Annotated in this window: 17 protein-coding genes and 1 pseudogene; 7 read left to right on the top strand and 11 right to left on the bottom strand. The window is 70.1% G+C overall.

What is annotated here, in order from left to right; genetic code table 11:
• Window positions 1-482 precede the first annotated feature (482 nt).
• The 4 genes and pseudogenes from ABZ567_RS30390 to ABZ567_RS30375 form a co-directional block, all read right to left on the bottom strand.
• Window positions 483-578, bottom strand: a pseudogene (locus tag ABZ567_RS30390) (leucine zipper domain-containing protein); the annotation flags it as partial.
• A 105-nt stretch (window positions 579-683) separates the two neighbouring features.
• Complete coding sequence (locus ABZ567_RS30385; RefSeq protein WP_360796051.1) at window positions 684-1,454, bottom strand: methyltransferase domain-containing protein; 771 nt, start codon at window positions 1,452-1,454, stop codon at window positions 684-686.
• 331 nt (window positions 1,455-1,785) lie between these two features.
• On the bottom strand, window positions 1,786-2,658 hold the full coding sequence (locus ABZ567_RS30380; RefSeq protein ID WP_360796049.1) for an NAD(P)-binding domain-containing protein: 873 nt from the start codon (window positions 2,656-2,658) through the stop codon (window positions 1,786-1,788).
• A gap of 192 nt (window positions 2,659-2,850) precedes the next feature.
• Window positions 2,851-3,741, bottom strand: coding sequence for an NAD(P)-binding domain-containing protein (locus ABZ567_RS30375; RefSeq protein WP_360796046.1), 891 nt, complete (start codon window positions 3,739-3,741; stop codon window positions 2,851-2,853).
• Window positions 3,742-3,899: 158 nt separating this feature from the next.
• Between ABZ567_RS30375 and ABZ567_RS30370 the strand changes: the two genes are divergently transcribed.
• Both ABZ567_RS30370 and ABZ567_RS30365 read left to right on the top strand, forming a co-directional pair.
• Entirely contained in the window at window positions 3,900-4,232 is a 333-nt protein-coding gene (locus ABZ567_RS30370; protein ID WP_360796044.1) for a helix-turn-helix domain-containing protein, read from the top strand.
• A gap of 471 nt (window positions 4,233-4,703) precedes the next feature.
• Complete coding sequence (locus ABZ567_RS30365) at window positions 4,704-5,684, top strand: pyridoxal-phosphate dependent enzyme (RefSeq protein ID WP_360796042.1); 981 nt, start codon at window positions 4,704-4,706, stop codon at window positions 5,682-5,684.
• Window positions 5,685-6,274: 590 nt separating this feature from the next.
• On the opposite strand, the gene ABZ567_RS30360 is transcribed toward ABZ567_RS30365, so the two are convergent.
• From ABZ567_RS30360 to ABZ567_RS30350, 3 genes are all read right to left on the bottom strand, one after another.
• Complete coding sequence (locus tag ABZ567_RS30360; RefSeq protein ID WP_360796039.1) at window positions 6,275-6,790, bottom strand: GNAT family N-acetyltransferase; 516 nt, start codon at window positions 6,788-6,790, stop codon at window positions 6,275-6,277.
• An 875-nt stretch (window positions 6,791-7,665) separates the two neighbouring features.
• Complete coding sequence (locus tag ABZ567_RS30355; protein ID WP_360796036.1) at window positions 7,666-7,860, bottom strand: SRPBCC family protein; 195 nt, start codon at window positions 7,858-7,860, stop codon at window positions 7,666-7,668.
• Window positions 7,845-8,153, bottom strand: a complete 309-nt coding sequence (locus ABZ567_RS30350; RefSeq protein WP_360796033.1) for an SRPBCC family protein — start codon at window positions 8,151-8,153, stop codon at window positions 7,845-7,847. Before ABZ567_RS30350 ends, ABZ567_RS30355 begins: the two co-directional genes overlap by 16 nt.
• A gap of 490 nt (window positions 8,154-8,643) precedes the next feature.
• On the opposite strand from ABZ567_RS30350, the gene ABZ567_RS30345 reads away from it, so the two are divergent.
• Both ABZ567_RS30345 and ABZ567_RS30340 read left to right on the top strand, forming a co-directional pair.
• The gene (locus ABZ567_RS30345) at window positions 8,644-8,973 is read left to right on the top strand and encodes a DUF6422 family protein (protein ID WP_360796030.1); all 330 of its coding nucleotides are present in this window, start codon (window positions 8,644-8,646) and stop codon (window positions 8,971-8,973) included.
• 18 nt (window positions 8,974-8,991) lie between these two features.
• Window positions 8,992-9,324 (top strand): DUF6422 family protein, encoded by a 333-nt coding sequence (locus tag ABZ567_RS30340; protein WP_360796027.1) that lies wholly within the window; start codon window positions 8,992-8,994, stop codon window positions 9,322-9,324.
• 109 nt (window positions 9,325-9,433) lie between these two features.
• Here ABZ567_RS30340 and ABZ567_RS30335 read toward each other — a convergent pair whose 3' ends face one another.
• The 4 genes from ABZ567_RS30335 to ABZ567_RS30320 form a co-directional block, all read right to left on the bottom strand.
• Complete coding sequence (locus ABZ567_RS30335; protein WP_360796024.1) at window positions 9,434-11,323, bottom strand: SMI1/KNR4 family protein; 1,890 nt, start codon at window positions 11,321-11,323, stop codon at window positions 9,434-9,436.
• Window positions 11,324-11,496: 173 nt separating this feature from the next.
• A complete protein-coding gene (locus tag ABZ567_RS30330; protein ID WP_360796021.1) occupies window positions 11,497-11,928 on the bottom strand; it encodes a DUF6003 family protein in 432 nt (143 codons plus the stop codon).
• A 66-nt stretch (window positions 11,929-11,994) separates the two neighbouring features.
• On the bottom strand, window positions 11,995-12,177 hold the full coding sequence (locus tag ABZ567_RS30325) for a Ku protein (RefSeq protein WP_360796019.1): 183 nt from the start codon (window positions 12,175-12,177) through the stop codon (window positions 11,995-11,997).
• A gap of 238 nt (window positions 12,178-12,415) precedes the next feature.
• Window positions 12,416-13,159, bottom strand: a complete 744-nt coding sequence (locus ABZ567_RS30320; protein ID WP_360796016.1) for a TetR family transcriptional regulator — start codon at window positions 13,157-13,159, stop codon at window positions 12,416-12,418.
• A 135-nt stretch (window positions 13,160-13,294) separates the two neighbouring features.
• Here ABZ567_RS30320 and ABZ567_RS30315 point away from each other — a divergent pair, with 135 nt between their 5' ends.
• The 3 genes from ABZ567_RS30315 to ABZ567_RS30305 all read left to right on the top strand — a co-directional run bounded on the left by ABZ567_RS30315 (window position 13,295) and on the right by ABZ567_RS30305 (window position 16,924).
• A complete protein-coding gene (locus ABZ567_RS30315) occupies window positions 13,295-14,782 on the top strand; it encodes an APC family permease (RefSeq protein ID WP_360796013.1) in 1,488 nt (495 codons plus the stop codon).
• Window positions 14,783-14,872: 90 nt separating this feature from the next.
• The gene (locus ABZ567_RS30310) at window positions 14,873-16,555 is read left to right on the top strand and encodes an amidohydrolase (protein WP_360796010.1); all 1,683 of its coding nucleotides are present in this window, start codon (window positions 14,873-14,875) and stop codon (window positions 16,553-16,555) included.
• A gap of 120 nt (window positions 16,556-16,675) precedes the next feature.
• On the top strand, window positions 16,676-16,924 hold the full coding sequence (locus ABZ567_RS30305; protein ID WP_360796007.1) for a hypothetical protein: 249 nt from the start codon (window positions 16,676-16,678) through the stop codon (window positions 16,922-16,924).
• Window positions 16,925-17,091: the final 167 nt, after the last annotated feature.

Here is a 17,091-nt window from a genome sequence, read left to right as displayed (position 1 = left end):
CGGCTTGGCGCTCGGGACTGCCGAGCTCGTCCCGTGACGCGGCCGGGGCCGCAGGTTCGCCGTCTGCCGCCGGACGGGTCGTTCGGGCGGCGCCCCGAGGCATTGGCCCCAGAGGGCGTCCTCAGGCTGTGCAGGCCCCACACGTGAAAGCTGCCCCGGCACCTGCGACGGGGATAGCGGCAGCGCGGTGATCACCACCACTACGACAGAATCCCGATCGCCGCGACCGGGATGCAACCTGCGCCCGCACGGCCCGGCCGGATCGGTTCTCCCGGCTTCGGCCGCGACCACATGCAGCCCCTCCTGGTGGCGATCGGCAACCCCCACCGCGGCGCCGCCGATGCCCGCGAGGCCGCGGGGGCCAAGGCCCGCCATGAGGAGTACAAGCACAGGTCCGGCGCGCGGTGGAGGAGAAGGCAGCCGGGAGGGAGGCTCACCGTCCTACCTGCACTCGCCGCGGGGGGTCCTGCCGGCGGTCCGCCTTCCGCGGCCACGTGCGCGACCGGACGGCCCGCCAGCACACGTTCGACCAGGATCCGCCTGCCATGAACGGTCAGCCGGGCATGACGGTGGGACACGAAGACCTCAGTGCGCGGTGTGGTGGAGCCTCGACACCTCCACCACACCGGAGGTCTTCGCCATGATCAAGACCAGCCAGCGTCGACAATGCTCGTGATCAACGTCTAGTTCTTGCGTGCGGTTACCAGAGCAAAGGAGAGAAACTCTCCGCCGTCTGCTGTGAGCATGTCGATGACCGGCTTGGCGGCGCTCTGGCCGTCCGGCTGATGCTCGGCGCATGCCTGGGTCCACAACAGCCAGTCCTGCCAGGCATCGTGCTGTAGCCGCGCGGACGTGACCTCCACCAGCTCGGTGATCGCCCAGTGGAAGCGCCACCACTCCGCCGTGTGCCAGGCGATCGCTTCCCAGCCCACCACGTCCTTGATGTGGGACGGGATGGTCCCGAGTTCACGGACGTCCCGTGTCATGGCGGGAGTCGCCATGGCCAGTTGTCCACCAGGGCGGAGAAACCGGACCAGGTAGGGCAGGTAGTTGTCTGCCGTACCGAAGTACTCGAAGGCGTCGACGCTCACGATGGCGTCGAAGCTCTCCTCCTCGAACGGCAAGGTGTGTGCCTCCGCTCGCACAGCCTCCACCTGCTCACCGACACCCGCGTCGGCGAAGACGGCTGCCGCATCCTCGGGGGCGATCCACAAGTCGGCCGCGACGACCCGGGTGCCGAACTCACGGGCCAGGAACACCGACGTGGCGCCCTTGCCGGAACCGAGGTCGAGAATCCGCATCCCCGGGCGCAGATCCAGGTCCTGGGCGAGGTCCTCCAGCATCCACAAGGGGTTCGGCCCCATGGCGAGGTTGAGCAACCAGCCCGGGTCATAGCGGGAGGAGCGCGGGTAGCGGTCCGGACGTACGAGATCATTCAAGGCAGTCACGAGCACGAACCCAAGCCGATCATCGCTCCCGGCACAACCCGGTTTCGTCTCACCGCTCCGGCTCGCCGCCCATGTGCAGGCGCGGCAACAGTCGATTCCGGCCCCTCGAAGCTATCGGAACGGAGATCAGCGGTAGCGGAGCGATCTTGCGTCCGGTTCGGTGACGGTCCGTCTTGCCTGGTCAGCGTGCTGTGCGTTCCAGGGCGTACTTGTTCACCATCTGCCTGCTGAGCCCGTCCTTTGAGGAGGACGGGCCGAGGAGGACGCGCCCGGCAAGAGACAGCCGGATTCGCGGCGCCGGTGGAGATCCCGCGTGAGCCGGACCGGTGCGCAGTGGCTAGGCGGCGGGCTTCTTCAGGACCTCGATCAAGCTGGTCGCGCTGTCATCGGCATGGCCGGCTGCTGTGCCTCGCCGGAAAATCTCCAGGACCGCCGTCGGTAGCGAGGTGTCGACGCCCGCATCCCTGGCGGTCTGCAGGACATGGTCGACGCTCGCCACGCCCATGGCGAGCCTCTCGATGTCGCCCGGGTATTCACCCGCGTCGATCCGCTGTGTGTAGAAGGCCAGGAAGTCCGGCATTCCTGAAATGACGGATGATGCAGACGGCAGGATCTCCTCGGCCGAGACGCCATGGGCATCCGCCAGTGCGAGGGCGTGCAGCCAGCCGAGCACCATCGTCCAGAAGAGGTCCATCCCGACCTGGTAGTACAGCGCCGCCAGTCCTGGGTCCTCGCCGCGGTAGTCCGTGCCGGTAAGCACCTCCAGCGCCTCCCGGTGTGCGTCGAATACCTCCTTGGGGCCGCTGTAGAAGGTGGAGAACCCGTGCTGCCCGATGCCCGGGGGTGAAGCCTGCACACCTCCGGTGAGGTACCGGGCACCGTGTCCTGACGCCCACCGCGCAGCTCTGCGGGCACTCTCGGGCGTGTCCGAGCTGAGATTGACGAGGACCCGGCCGGACAGCGCTTCGGGGGCCGACCCGAGGACGGCATACATCGCGTGGTCGTCCGTCAGGCTGAGGATCACCAGTTCGCTCGCCGCGAGCGCGTCGTGGACCGTGGCGGCCCGGTGCGCTCCCGCACCCACCAGCTCGTCCGCCTTGTCTACCGTCCGGTTCCAGACGGTGACCCTGTAGCGCTTGCCGAGGAACGCGCTTGCCATCGCACGTCCCATCGGCCCGAGCCCAATGACCGTTACCTCGTGCTTGCTCATGACACCCCTTGACATCACATCGAAGCCTGAACGTTTTTCCGGGCGAGGTTTGAACGGGCCGTTCCCTCCCCGAACGACCTGCACCGACACCTCCGAGGCCGGGCGGCCGCCGCAGCCTGTCGCAGGCGGCATGACGGTGACCGATACCATGGACGGATCCGCGGGAGCATGCGCCTCGGACCAGTCGTCGCATCACGCCTTCTGCGCCGGCTTCCTGAGTACTTCGGTCAGGGCCGAGATGCTGTGGTCGCCGTGACCCGCCGCAGCCGCCCGCTCCACCAGGTCGTGCAGCGGAGCGAGCCAGGTCGCGTCGACGTTCGTCTCCTTGGCCAGTTCCGCGTCGTGGGCCGCGCCCGCGAGGAAGAGGTTCACGGAGGAGGCGGCACCGGTGTAGTCGCCTCTGTCGATTTCCGTGGCGTAGACCGGCAGCAGAGACTTGATCATGTCCAGCCACTTCCCGGCGAACCGCACCAAACTGCTCGCCTCCAGCCCACGCGCCTGAACGGCCGCGGCCCCCTGGAAGAAACCGACGAGCGCGGGCAGCAGCATGGCGCCCACGGCCATCTCGTACAGGGCGGCGAGGTCGGTCTCCTCTCCGAGATGGACGGTGTCGCCGCCGAGTAACCTCAGCGTCGTCTCGTACTCGTCGAACACCGCCTTGTCTCCGCTGTAGTACAACAGCGTGTCCGGCGCTCTCACGGCCTCCGGCACGTTCTTGACCGCTCCGGCCAGAAACCGGGCGCCACGGCCGGTCGCCCATGCAGCCATGGCGCGGGCGTCGGCGGGCGAACCGCTGTTCAAAGTGACGAGGGCACGCCCGGACAGCGCCGCCGCAGCCGGCTCCAGGGCCGAGCGAGTGGCCTCGAAGGTGGTCAGACACGTGATGATCAGCGGGCTCGCCTCGACCGCGGCCTCCACCGCCCGGGCATGGACGGCGCCTTTGGCCACCAACGGTGCGGCCTTGGCCGGCGTGCGGTTCCACACCGTTGTCGGGTGCCCCGCCTCGGCGAACGCCCCAGCCAGCGCCCGGCCCATCGACCCCAGCCCGACGACGGTCACGGGTGTGGGGGCATCCTTGGTCATGAGTCACTCCAGTCAGCAGTCGGATGGTTGAGCAGTCACGCAATCGCCGATCAGCGCCTCCGGCGCGGCTGCCGATTCCATTCTGGAAGCCCCACATCCATGTGATCAAGTACCTACAATTCTGTTCGGTACCCACACTTTTGTCAGTAGGAGTTCTGATGACCAAGCGGACCTATACCTGCGGGCTCGATGCCGCCATCGCCGTCATGGGCGGTAAGTGGAAGGGGTTAATCCTGTTTTCGCTCGGTGAGGACGGTCCGTTGCGTTTCGGAGAGTTGAGGCGGGCGGTGCCCGGTATCAGCGAAAGAATGCTGATCCTTCAACTCCGGGAGATGGAGGCCAGTGGCCTGGTGCACCGCGAGGTCTACCATCAGGTCCCGCCCAAGGTGGAGTACTCGCTGACCGAGTTCGGCAGTTCCCTCAACGCGGCACTCGCACCGCTCGGGGAGTGGGGCGAGGAACATTTGGAGCGCATAGAGGCCATCCCCTAGCAAGTCCTCCCTTCCTGAGGTGCGTGACGCGCCGGAGGAACCTCGCATAAACTCTCCTGTGCGAGAAACGGAGTCAAAGAGTCGGTGCACTAGCGAACTCGAGAGCCAACGCTTTCTGCACGAAGCCGCTGCTTGGGCCAGGCAATCTCGGCGAGTGGTCGGAGCCGAGTTCGATGGCCTGCCCCTGATATCGGTCTTGCCGGCCTTCTCTCGGTGTTCACGGACCGTGATGTCATGCAGCCGCGCATAGTGCGCGGGCATCTCGGCGGTGTCGTGGTCGAGGATGCGGCGCACAACGTCCTGCGGGGCGTCCCGGTTGAGCATGCGGATGCCCAGAGCGTGACGTCATTGGTGAGGGACTTTGCTGGACCATGATGAGCTTATGGATTTCCTCGTCGATGGGGACCAGGGCTTCGCGCTTCATCACAGTTGCTCGTGGAACCAGCACTCGTGGCACTACGCTGCTGTGTCGTGCAGGAAACGCGTCTCGACACTGCTCGGATCCGAGCGGCTCGCCGGGTCATCGACCCGGTCTTTCTCGACACTCCGCTCTACCGCTGCGAGGCGCTGGAGCCCGCCCTCGGGTGCACGGTGAGCATCAAGCTGGAAACGGCGAACCCGGTCCGCAGCTTCAAGGCCCGTGGCACCGAGGTAGTCGCGAGCCTGCTGGCCGACGATGCCTCGCGAGCCGCGGTGTGCGCGAGCGCCGGCAACCTCGGCCAAGCCCTTGCGTGGTCCGGTCGCAGCCGGGGGATCGACGTCACAGTCGTGGCATCCCGTTTTGCGACTCGGGCCAAGCTTGATCGCATCCGCGCGTTGGACGCCGGGTTGGAGCTGGTGGACGGAGACCACGAGATGGCGCGCGAGCGGGCGGCGGCCATCGCGCGGTACGACGGCATCCGGTTGGTCGAAGACAGCCTGGACATTGAGACCTGCGAGGGCGCGGCGACCATCGGCCTGGAACTGGTGGGTACCGAGCCGTCGTTCGACGCTGTCCTGATCGCCCTTGGCGGTGGGGCGCTGGCCACCGGTGTGGGGCATGTGGTGAAGGCCCTGGCGCCCCAGGTCGAGGTGATGTGCGTCCAGCCGCTGGGTGCACCGGCGATGACACACTCGTGGCGCATGCGACGAGTGGTCACTACCGACTCGACCGACACGATCGCTGACGGCGTCGCCGGCCGGCGTCCCATCCCGGCCGTCCTGGACGACCTGCTCCTGGTGGCCGACGACGCCGTTCTGGTCCAGGAGGCGTCGATCGTCGCGGGTATGCGGATGCTCCTCGACCACGCCGGGCTCGTTGTCGAGCCGTCGGCCGCGCTCGGCGTCGCGGCGATCCTCGAAGACCGTGACCGTTTCGCCGGACGACACGTAGCCACCATCGTCTGCGGCAGCAACGTCGACGTAGACGCCTACCACCGTTGGGTCGGCCCGGCTCCCCTCCACAAGTCCTGACAGTTACTCGGACCGAGGTGGAGTCGATGTCCCAGCCGATGCCGTATGGGCTTCGGCCACGGCCCGGACGTGCTGGACCATCGCCTGGGCGAGCACCGCACCGGACGACAACGCCACGCATGGGCAGACTCATCGCAGCTCTCGCCCCCACCCACTGCAAGTGAGCCGCGCCGGGACCGTTCAGCACACCGACCTTCCCGGATCGCACGTCGCACGCGGCCTCATCGGTCAGATCGACACGACCTCCGGCCGTCGGCGTATCCACCCCCCTCGGGCAGGTCGCCCGGGGACACCTCCGGCGGGATCACGCAGCCCACACCGCCGTGAGCGCTCGCAACTTCACCACCGCCCTCGCCGCCGCGGGCGCCGGCCCCGACGACATCGTGCAGGAGGTGATCTACGTCGTCGACTGCACCCCGACATCCTCCCGCCCGTCCTGGGTGCCCTCCATGACGGCGCCCACACCGCCTCCCCACCAGGACCTTGCGGGGCACGAGCTCGTTAGTCCCGTCTCTCCGATCACGTTGATAGCCGGGAATACGCCGCCGCGATGGGGTCCTGGAGGGCAGCGCTTCCAGGACCCCACGCGATCAGCGCAGATCCCGGTCCGGGTTCGAGATCCTGAACTTGACTACGTTCTCCTCGGTCGTCCAACGGCGGAAGCCGGCCTTCTCCAGTACTCGGACTGAGGCCGGGTTCGACTCTTCCACGTCGGCGGACACCGTGTGGACATCTGGCAAGGCGAGGGCGAAGTCGGCGAGGGCCCGGGTGGCCTCGGGGGCATAGCCTCGGCCACGCCGGGAGACTACGATGCCGTAGCCGATCTCAAGGACCCCCTCACTGGGCGGCCAGAACAGGCCGATGGAGCCCACCACCAGGCCGCTGTCGCGCTCGATGACCAGACGGTGACCGTAGGGGCCGAGCCAGTCGGGGTACTGCTCGAAGAGGCCCGCGACCACGCGATCGCCTTCGGCGGGAAAGTCGTCCGCCCAGTGCGAGGGCCGGGTGTCGTCGAGGACCGCGATGGCCTCGCTCCTGGTCCAGGGCCGCAGGACGAGGCGCTTGGTGACCACGTCGGCGTGGACGGGGGAAGAAGAGGAAGACATGTGTCTCTCCTGGTCGTTGAAACGACCGGCCGCGCTCTGTTATCGCACGAACCGGATGAGGGCATGCTGATGACGGCCGACGGCAGCCATATTCATCAACCTCCTCATCCCGAGATCACGCGTCTGTCGCGCTGGCGTGAGGCTAGTAGCCCCGTCTCTGCCCGGGCAACTCCTTTACGGGCCGCTGACCAGAACCTTCGCTCGCTGAAGGTTGCATCCCTTCGCGCGGCGGCTCGTTGCCTGATCATGCTCTGCAGAGGGATCTCAGCGACGATGAGTGGGCGGCCCTGCAACCGCGCCCCCAGCCTCGTCGCGTCGACCGCGCGGACGGCCGACCAGGACCCGGCCACGTGGATGCCGTCGGTCCCGAACGCACCTGACGCTACGTGGCCGAGTGAACCGCGACCGATCTCCGCTGGGGCCTGGCGGCTGACCAGAGCGGGGTCGACGCCACGATGTCTGTGCCGGCAGCCCGTGCGAAGCCACCGTCGTCCCCTACGCCCCGGTCCCGAAGGACTCCGGGAACGCATCGTGCCGCCCGCGGCCGGGGGGCACCGGTGGTGGGCGGCACGGGGGAGGCGTACCAACGGCCAGGCGGCGCGACCTCCCCCGGTGGAAGGGGCATGCGCAAAAGTTCTTCTGCACGAGGCCCTGGCCGAACAGAACGGCTCAGTTTCTAGCCCGCGTCCCGGCTGCCCGGTGTTCGGTCGGGCCGATGCCGCGGATTCACCGTATCGCGCGCCGCAGCGCCGGCCCGGACGTCGTCGGAGACGGTCATCTCCAGTGCCGGCGCAACTCGGCCCGTCGGCCATCTTCGAACCAGAGGAAGCTCAACATGCCACGCCGTCAGGCGCCTGACTGGGTACGACAGATCACTACGTCGCCTCGCGGACGTCCTTTCCCTGCTCGGCGAACTCCTTGAAGTCCTGCATGTGCTGTCGCGACTGCTTACGGAAGGCGCCGGGCATCAGAAGTCCCACCAGCTTCATGAGAAAACCGCTGAACCGGTATTCACTCTCGCTCTCCCAGAGCGTCGTCTCCGGACCGGCTTCGGTCAGCCGGTCGCGCACGGCGCTCCACATACCCTCGCCGACGATTCGCGGTCGAAGTGAACGACGCTCGTTTTCGGGATCACGCGTAGGTCTGCCGGTTCCCGGCGTGTGATGGTCTCGGTGCACTCGAGCTTCCGCTGACCCATCTGCATCACGACCCGCGACGTGGTACCGAGCTGCCCGTGCTCCCCGGCCAGCGGCTCATGCAGCACCAGGCCCCGCAGCCATTTGGGCAGGAGTGCCGGGTCGGCGAGCAGTTGGGCCACCTTCTCCCGCGGCAGGGCGATCTCGGTGGAGACGGTGTATTTCATGGTGCGCATCATTTCCTTTGGGACAACGTGCTTTTGTACTGCTCGTCGTGCTCCTCGGCTGCGGGCACCGCATTCTGTGCCCGCAGCCGAGGGTAGCGCGGTACGGGGCGAGTAAAGGGGCGCAGCGGGGCACCAGACCGACGAACGCTGGGAGTGGCTGCTCGGGCGGGGAAGGTCCTGGGCAACCGTACCGGCGAGCTGTGCGGGCGTGCCTGGACGAGTACTTCACCCAGCTCGAGGAGGAGGATCGGTAACCGGGGACCAGGGTGGCACCGGCGGTAGTAGTCACTTACCGCCGATCACCGCTCGACTCGAGCCCACGCTGCGGGCAGCCCCGCACTCGGGGGCGGCCAAGGGCTCCGGGGTCCCTTGCATATCAACCGATACGGCGCGCCTGCTGTTCGTCCCCTTGGCCCTTGACGGATGGGCGGGAGAGCCGCGCGGGCGCGCCGCGCGGGATCGGTCCGCGATCCCTGGTAGGACGGCAGCCGTGAACTGGAATGACAGAACGAAACCCCAGAACCGGACCCTGGCCGAGGTGGGCGCTCTGCTCGTCGAAGCCCGCCGCAAGGCCGCGGAGATCGTACGCGCCTCGGGCGCAGAGCTGTCCCCCGAGGAACGCGACTGGGTCGGCCGCCCCTGCCTGGCCGAACTGGACCCTCCGCCGACCCCGCACTTCTGCGGCTGCGGCGACTACCGCGGCTCGGGCGGCGAAGAACCCTGCCTCAACACCTGGATCGACTTCACCGGCCCCGACTTCGGCACGGGTTCGCCCACGAGGACCTGCGAGCACACGGAATCCGAGCACGCCCAGATCTGACCAGTCAGGAGGACGCAGATGTCCGAGCCGAAGCGGAACGACAACAGGACCGACGCGCAGTCGCGGATGCTGGCCGAGGCCGCTGCGCTGCTCATCGAAGCGGAGGACAAGGCCGCGGCGATGATCAGCGAGTCGGGGTTGGAGCTGAGCCCGGCGGAGCGGAACTCGCTCGAATTCGCGTGTTCCGGAGAACTGCCGCCTCCGCCGACCCCGCACTGGTGCCGGTGCCGACGCTACAGGGGTTCGGGCGGCGACGATCCCTGCCGGACGGAGTTCCCCGACCACGGCGGTGTGGGCGGAGACCAGTGGGTGAGATGCGGGCATCTCAAGGAGACCCACGGCGCGTACTGAGTCGTTCGTCTACCGGACCGCCGACGTCGACGGCTCCGGGAACGGCTTCGCATCGACGCCGGTGAGCGGAGCGGCTCCGCTGACGAAGTCCGTCAGGGCCCGCCCGCGTTCAGGACCGGTGCCGCACGAAGCTCACATAGGCGAAGCCCTCGCCCGCGCGTGGCGACCGGGTCCAGGATCGGGTAGTGAAGGTACAGAGCCTGCCTTGGGTCAACGCGAAGCGGGGGAGTGAGAGCCCGAGTTCGGTATGCAAGGCCTCCAACACACGCAGTTCGTTGTCCAGCTCAGTGCCCTCCGCGGGAAACAGCCGTGCGGGGTCCAGGGCTTCCGGTATCGCGCCGGAGCGCTGGATCTCCGTATCCCGCACGGTGAAGGCGTAGAGCTCCTCGCCATGTTCGGCCACTGACAGATGGAAGGCCGCCGGATCGTCCGGGGCCGGGTGCCTCGGGTCGCACCACACCACCACCGCGCGGCCGGACGAGGAGGCGGCCGCTGCCGGAGACAGGAACAGGTCGTGCAGGTGGCGGTGGGAGGGCCCGTCGAAGGCGAAGGCCCACCCTTCGGCCGTGCGGCCGACGGCGACGACGGCCCGGTCCTCCCAGAGTTCGACGCCCTCCCGCTCGTGCGGCCGGGGCGCCCGCCGGAAAGACCTCGCCAGGTCGACTGGCGCGCTCAGCTCGGCGCCCTCCTCGCCGATCAGGGCGGGCAGGTCGCCGGGATCGGCCCCCTCGACCCAGACGCAGCGGTAGCCGTCGAGCGGCTGCCCGTACCTGAACGGCTCCGCCAGCCAGGCGAAACCCGGCGGATCGAGAGCGGGCACCGGCTCGGGAGCGGGTCCCGTCTCCCCGGCCCGCGGTGTCGCGAGGATCTCCCGCCCGCGCTCCGGAGTGATCAGCGGCCCCAGGACCGGATCGGCGAGCAGGCCGAGCGGGACGACCATCAGTGGCCCCGGCGCCTCCCACAGCGGCAGCGCGTCCCGCAGCACCTGCCACGCGGTGTCGGTCGCACCCCAGCGGGCCGCCCCCCGGGCCTCCACGACGGCCCGGCCCCACGGACCGGGAGGCGCGTACTGGTGGGTGCCGTCCCGCACGGCGCCCAGCACGGCCTCGGCGGCCTCCGTGGCGGCCCCCCGCGCGACCATCATCCGCAGCCAATGCTCGTCCCCGCCCGACCGCCTCCGGTCGTTCGCCTGTTCCATGGCCTCCAGGGGCAGGACCTCCGGCAGGTACAGCGGGTCCGCCACCAGGTGGCCGTAGCCCTGGGAGCGGCTCGGAGCGAGCAGCTGCCTGAGCTGGTTCAGCAGGACGGCGCTGCGCGGCCTCCCGAAGGCGAATGCCTCTTCCAGCAGGGGCAGGGCTTCCTCGTACCGTCCACGCAGGGCCAGCAGGCGCGCCTCGTCGACGTGGGCGTCCCGGGCGCGCGTGGTCGCGTTCACGAAGTCGGGTTGCGCCGCCCGGTCGGCGTGGAAGCCGCGGTACATGGCCTCCATGTACGCGCGGAACGAGGGGTGGCGGTCCGGCACTTCACCGCTCCAGCCCTTGTAGACGTAGAGCGCCCACTCGCCGTCCTGGTCGCTGTCGCCCGGGTCGAGAAGGGCGTGCGACATGTCGGAGTCCGTCTCGAGGCGCAGTGCCCGCCGCCACATTCCGGCCAGCAGGACCTCCTCCTGGCTCGGGTCGACGCCCGGATCCGGCTCGTACAACGAGGTCATGTCGTACGGATCTCGAAACCAGTCGATGTCCGAGGCGCCCCCGAGCCGGTGGATCGCGGCCGTCTGGTCGACGTGCCACCCGTCGCTCGCGGCCAGGAACCCCCGGTACGAGGGCGGCAACCGCCGCCCCAGCCGCTCCTCGGCCGCGGCGATCGCCGCCTCGCCCGCCCCGGGCAGGCCCGGGCGGACGAGGGTCTGCTCGCCGTCCTCGTCCGCGTCCGAACGCGCGACCCACTCCTCCTGCCACCGTCCCAGGAACTCGTGCCAGTTGAAAGATTCGCTCCTCATGGCCGGAGGATGTCATCCGGCACCGACAAGGCGGCGTCCTGTGCCGAAGGGCAATGTGTGGACTGTCCGGATGCGTGGTGAGAGCGACACAGGGGCCCGTTACGCTCGAGGACATCGAGCGGGCCCGTGCGCCCGGAGGAGGCGCTGGTGGGGCCGTTCAGGAACGGGATCGGTCAGGCGCGGGGTGCGGTGGGCAGGGTTGTGGGGTCCACTCCGGACAGTTCCACGATGCGGTGTGCCGGTACGCCTGCGGCGAGGGCCTTGTGCAGCAGGGCGTCGCGGCCCTCTTCGCTGTCACGGTAGGACAGCAGCTCCTGCTCGACGACCGCCACCGGATCGGTGTCGCCGGCCCGGCGCACCCGTTCCAGCTCCTCCCCGCTCAGCGGGACCGGCAGGCGCTCGGCTCCGTCGGGGATCATCCCGGTCTGCTCGGGCGGCACGATGCGCAGCGCCGGCGAGGTAGCGTCGGTCTGGTGGGCGTCGAGCCAGGCCCGTACGGCCGGTGTCTGCAGGCATTCCAGCTCTCCGGTGAGGGAGACGGGCGTGCCCAGCAAGCCCGAGCCGGGGACGGTGTCGGCGAGGAAGAGGTAGGCGTCGTCGGTCATGGTGGATCACTTTCCAAGGTCTGTCGTGGCGTTGTTCTGCTCCCGCCTACCCGCTTTCGCCCCGCCCTAGCCGACTTCGTACTGCACCGGGCCGACCTGATCGGCCGGGATGAAGGCCACGGTCTCGATCGCCTTCGCGGTCGGCAGCGGCGTCCCTGCGAGGTCCTCATCGGTGAACCGGATGACATGGTCCTTGCCGGCTTCGAATCCCTTGCCGATCTCGTCGTCGGTGGGCGCCTTGCCGTCCATCCCGCGCAGGCCGCGCCCTTGCTTGCGCGTCGGCGCAGTCGGAGGATCACAGCCACTCCGCCCGCAAGGGCGAGTGCCGCACCGGAACTGCCGGCGAGCAGCGGGGCGGGGGATGTGGTGTCGTCCGCCGGGGAGGCTGTAGCCGCCCATGCTGGGCCCGTACGCGCGGCTCTACACGCCCAGGATGGCGCGTGGCGCAACCACCGCTTCCACCCAGACGTCCCGGTGCCGGTCGCGACTAGGGGGGCGGCTGTGTGGCCGGCGTTTGATCCGCCGGTGCGCCGGGCACGTCCGGGCGCCGGCCTGAGGCCTCCGCCGCGATCCGCGCCGCGAGCCCGTCCAGGAGGGTTTCCAGCGCGGCGAGGAACACCGTGGTCCCGTCCAGCCGTGCCATGTGGGCCGCACTCCGTGCGATCGCGGGGTAGGCGACTGGGTCGGCCGCGGGGTAGTCGCGGATCCATGCCTGCTCGTCGCCCGTGCGGGCCGCCCCGTCGAGCGTCTCGAACGCCGCGTCCATCCCGGCCCAGGCCAGGGAGAAGTCCCCGTAGACCCGGTGCAGTACGGCGGCCAGCGCGGGGGAGCAGCCGGCCCGGCCGAAGGCGGCCAGGATGTGCTCCACGATCCGCATCTCGGCAGGGCGCCGGGTGGTGCGGTAGGTGGCCACGACCGCCGCGCCGGGGTGGCGCAGCGCCGTGTCGCGCGTGCGCAGCGCGAGGTCGCGCAGCGTCTCGCGCCAGCTCTCCGAGGGTTCGAACCCCGTCAGCGTTTCCTCGAACAGGCGGTCGGCCAGGGCCAGATGGAGTTCGTCCTTGTCCCTGACGTGCCGGTACAGCGCGGAGGGGTCGACGCCCAGTCGGGCGGCGAGCCGCCGCACGCTGAGCGCCGCCGCGCCCTCGTCGTCGGTCAGCGCGAGCGCGGCGTCCACGATGATCCGCAGGTCCAGCTCGACCTTGGGGGGACGGCCTCTGCCTCGTACTGCCATGGGGTGATCAGACCAGGCCGGGCCGCGCCTCCGCAAGCCCCGCCGGGCGGCGTGAAATCTTTTTACCCACACCGTTGACAAAATGGTGCGGCGAGCGGTTGTCTGCGGGGCACCCCGAACCGAGGAGTGCTGCTCATGGACCACGCAAGCCCCGCCCCCGGCGAGGCGTCACCGCCCGTCGCCGCGTTCCGCAAGACCCTCAGCACCCGGCACGGGGTGGTCATCGCGCTGGCCAACATCAGCCCCACCGTCAGCGTCGGCATCGGCCTCGCCTTCCTCGCCGCGCTCGCCGGCACCGCGATGCCCGCCGCCTTCCTGCTCGCGGCCCTGCCGATCCTGGCCGTCTCCGGGGGCTACGCTCGGCTCGCCGCCCGCGATCCCAACTGCGGGACGGCGTACGTCTGGGTGCGGCGGGCGCTCGGCCCCTGGACCGGCTACCTCACCGGATGGACCTCGGTCGCGACCAACATCCTGTTCCTGTCGTACGCGGGCCAGCTCACCGGACAGTTCACCCTCGGACTGCTCGCGGAGGCAGGTGTCACGGCCGTCTCCCCGGACAACGCCCTCGCGGTCACCGCCACCGGCCTGGTGTGGAGCGGCCTGATCGTCGGGAGCGCGCTGCGGGGGGTGCGGGGCGCCACCGCGGTGCAGAGCGTGCTGCTCGGCGTCTCCGCGGTCGTGGTCACCGTCCTCGTGGCCACCGCCTTCGCCCGGGGTGACGCGGCCCCCGTCTCCGCCTCGTGGTTCTCGCCGTTCGCCTTCCCCGACACGCTCACCCTGCTGGGAGCGACCGTGATGGCGGCGTACATGTTCTGGGGCTGGGAGAGCGCCTTCTCCGTGGTCGAGGAGTCGACGTCGGCCCGCTCGCCGGGCCGGGCCGGAATCATCGCGATCCTCGTCACCACCGGGTTCTTCCTCTTCTCGGCCACCGGCTTCCTGCACGCCCTCACGCCCGAACAGCTCGCGGACCCGCTGTCCGGCGTCACCGAACTGGCACGCACCTTCTACGGCACCGCCGGCGCGACCGCCGCCCTCGCCGCGATGCTCTTCGCCACCGTCGCCTGCATGCAGTCGAGCGTCATCGCGGGGGCCCGGCTCACGCTCGCCATGGGCCGCGACGGGGTCCTCGGCCCGAGCTGGACCCGGCTGCATCCCGCCTGGGGCACGCCGGCCACCTCCACCGTGCGCATCGCGGCCCTCGCCGTCGGGGTGTCGCTCGCGGGGCTGGCCGCAGGGTCGCTGTCCGAAGTGGTCGTCGCCGTCGTCAACTCCGTCGGCATCCTGGTCTCGCTGATGTACGGGGTCGGCGGCATCGCCTGCGTCGTCACCTTCCGCCACGAACTGAGGGGCCGGATACGGGACACGCTCGTCGTGGGCCTGCTGCCCCTGCTCGGCGGCATCGCGCTGCTGCTCCTCGGCGGCCTCGTGGCCCACCAGCAGTGGAACTCGGTGGACCACCTGGCCTTCGACGCCGACAACGGGCGCTTCCTCACCGTCCTGCCGTTCACCGTCATCGCCCTCGGCATACCCGCCGCCCTGTGGACCCGCTACCGGCGCAGGGCCGCCTACTTCACCCAACCGCCGGCCCCGCTCGCGCCCGCCCCGGCCGCCGCCGGGGGCTGACCGCGGCCCGGACGCGGACGCGGACGCCGGCAACGCCTGCCCCAGCCACCCTCCAACCCTCCCATCCCACCCACCCACCGGAGTCCACACATGCGCCACGCAGACCTCGTCCTTGTCAACGGCACCATCTGGACGGCATCCCCGGTACGCCACCGGATATCGGCACTGGCCGTCACCGGCGGCCGGATCACCGCCCTCGGCACCGACCGGGAGGTCCGCGAGCACATCGGCCCGCGCACCGAGGTGACCGACCTCGGCAGCCGGTTCGTACAGCCCGGGTTCACCGACGCCCACGTCCACCCGGTGATCGCCGGGATCGGCATGCTCGGATGCGACCTGAGCGCGGGCCGCACCGCCCGCGACTACCGAGCCACGATCGCCGCCCACGCCGCCGCCCACGCGGGGGCCGCCTGGATCCAGGGCAGCGGCTGGTCCTTCGACGCCTTTCCGGGCGGTCTGCCGCACCGCGACCAGCTCGACGACATCCTCCCCGACCGGCCCGCCTACTTCCCCGTCCGCGACGGACACTCGGCGTGGGTGAACTCCCGCGCCCTCGCCCTGGCCGGAGTCGACCGGCACACACCCGATCCCGCGGACGGCCGCATCGAGCGCGACGCCACGGGCGAACCCACCGGCGTACTGCACGAGGGCGCCATGACCATCGTCGGCGCCCTCGTGCCCCCCGCCTCGGCGGCCGAAGCCCGAGCCGGGCTCCTCGCCGCCCAGCAACTGCTGCACTCGCTCGGGATCACCGGCTGGCAGGACGCCCTCGTCGGCACGTACGCGGGCTTCCCCGACCCCCTCGACACCTACCTCGCCTGCGACGCCGACGGCTCGTTGACCGCACGGGTGCGGGGAGCGCTCTGGTGGGAACGCGACCAGGACCTCGGCCAGATCGACTCGCTGCTCGCCCGCCGCGAGAAGGCGGCCGGAGGCCGACGCTTCACCGCCGGCACCGTCAAGATCATGCAGGACGGGGTGGTGGAGAACTTCTCCGCCGCCATGCTGGAGCCCTACCTGGACTCCTGCGGCTGCCCGGGTGACAACGCCGGGATCTCCATGGTCGACCCGGCCGTGCTCCGCGACGCCGTGATCGCCCTCGACGGCCGGGGATTCCAGATCCACTTCCACGCCCTGGGCGACCGGGCGGTCCGCGAGGCGCTGAACTCGCTCGAAGCGGCCGTGGCCGCGCACGGCCACACCGGCCTGCGCCACCACCTGGCCCACCTCCAGGTGGTGCACCCCGACGACATCCCGCGCTTCCGGACCCTGCGCGCCGCCGCGAACATGCAGCCGCTGTGGGCCGCGCACGAACCGGCGATGGACGAGCTGACGCTGCCCTTCCTCGGCGAGGAACGGGGGCGGCGCCAGTACCCCTTCGGAGCCCTGCACGCGGCCGGCGTCGTCCTCGCGGCGGGCAGCGACTGGTTCGTCTCCAGCCCCGACCCCTGGCACGGCATCCACGTCGCGGTCAACCGCCAGGTGTGGGCGGAAGAGCTGGGCGAACCGGATCTGCGCCCCCCGTTCCTTCCCGAACAGCGCCTGGCTCTCAGCGACGCCCTCACCGCCTACACGGCCGGTTCGGCGTGGGTCAACCATCAGGACGACGCCGGTGTGATCGCGGTCGGCCGTCTCGCGGACCTCGCGGTCCTGGACCGCGACCCGTTCGCCGTCGCCCCCACCGACCTCCACGCGGTCCGCACGGTCGAGACGTACGTGGGCGGCGTGCGGGTCTACAGCACGGACGGGCATGCGGCCCCCGGCACGCCCTGAACGGGTGCAGGGTGGCGATCGTCGCGGTATGCCCGGAGGCGTGAGATCTCCGCAGCCCCTACGACAAGACGACTTCAAGGCCAGTAACCTCACCCGTCCAGCGAGAACAGCGCTGTCGCCATGCTCGCCGACGGGCGGGGCAGTACGGAGATCGCGAAAGAGTTACGGGTCGGCGTCCGGTCGGTCCAGCGACGGCGTCAGGCCTGGCGGGAGGCGGGGCAGGACGCGGTCCGTTCCCACGGGCCGGTGTCGCGTCCGAAGCTGCGCGACGCGATGTTCGCCGTGTCGGGGAGGAGTTGGCCCAGGGGCGTCGTCGGGCGGACTCCAGCGTCCAGTGGGGACGCGGCGGCCGCTCGACGGAGATGGTGAAAGGGGTCGTCAAGGGGTTCACCTGTACCGGGCGGGTCACTGTGGAGGTCCTGCGATCCTGCCGCCCGCGGGGCCGAGGGTGGCACCGCCCGGCCCCGCTACGGCGTACCGTCGCACAGCGTGAGCGTCGTTCCCGCCCCGACCGCCCCGCACCGAGGGCCGCCGAC

This window comes from Streptomyces sp. NPDC016459, from assembly GCF_040632845.1.
In the GTDB taxonomy this organism is placed as follows: Bacteria; Actinomycetota; Actinomycetes; order Streptomycetales; family Streptomycetaceae; genus Streptomyces.
This window is presented reverse-complemented; position numbering and strand designations above follow the sequence as displayed.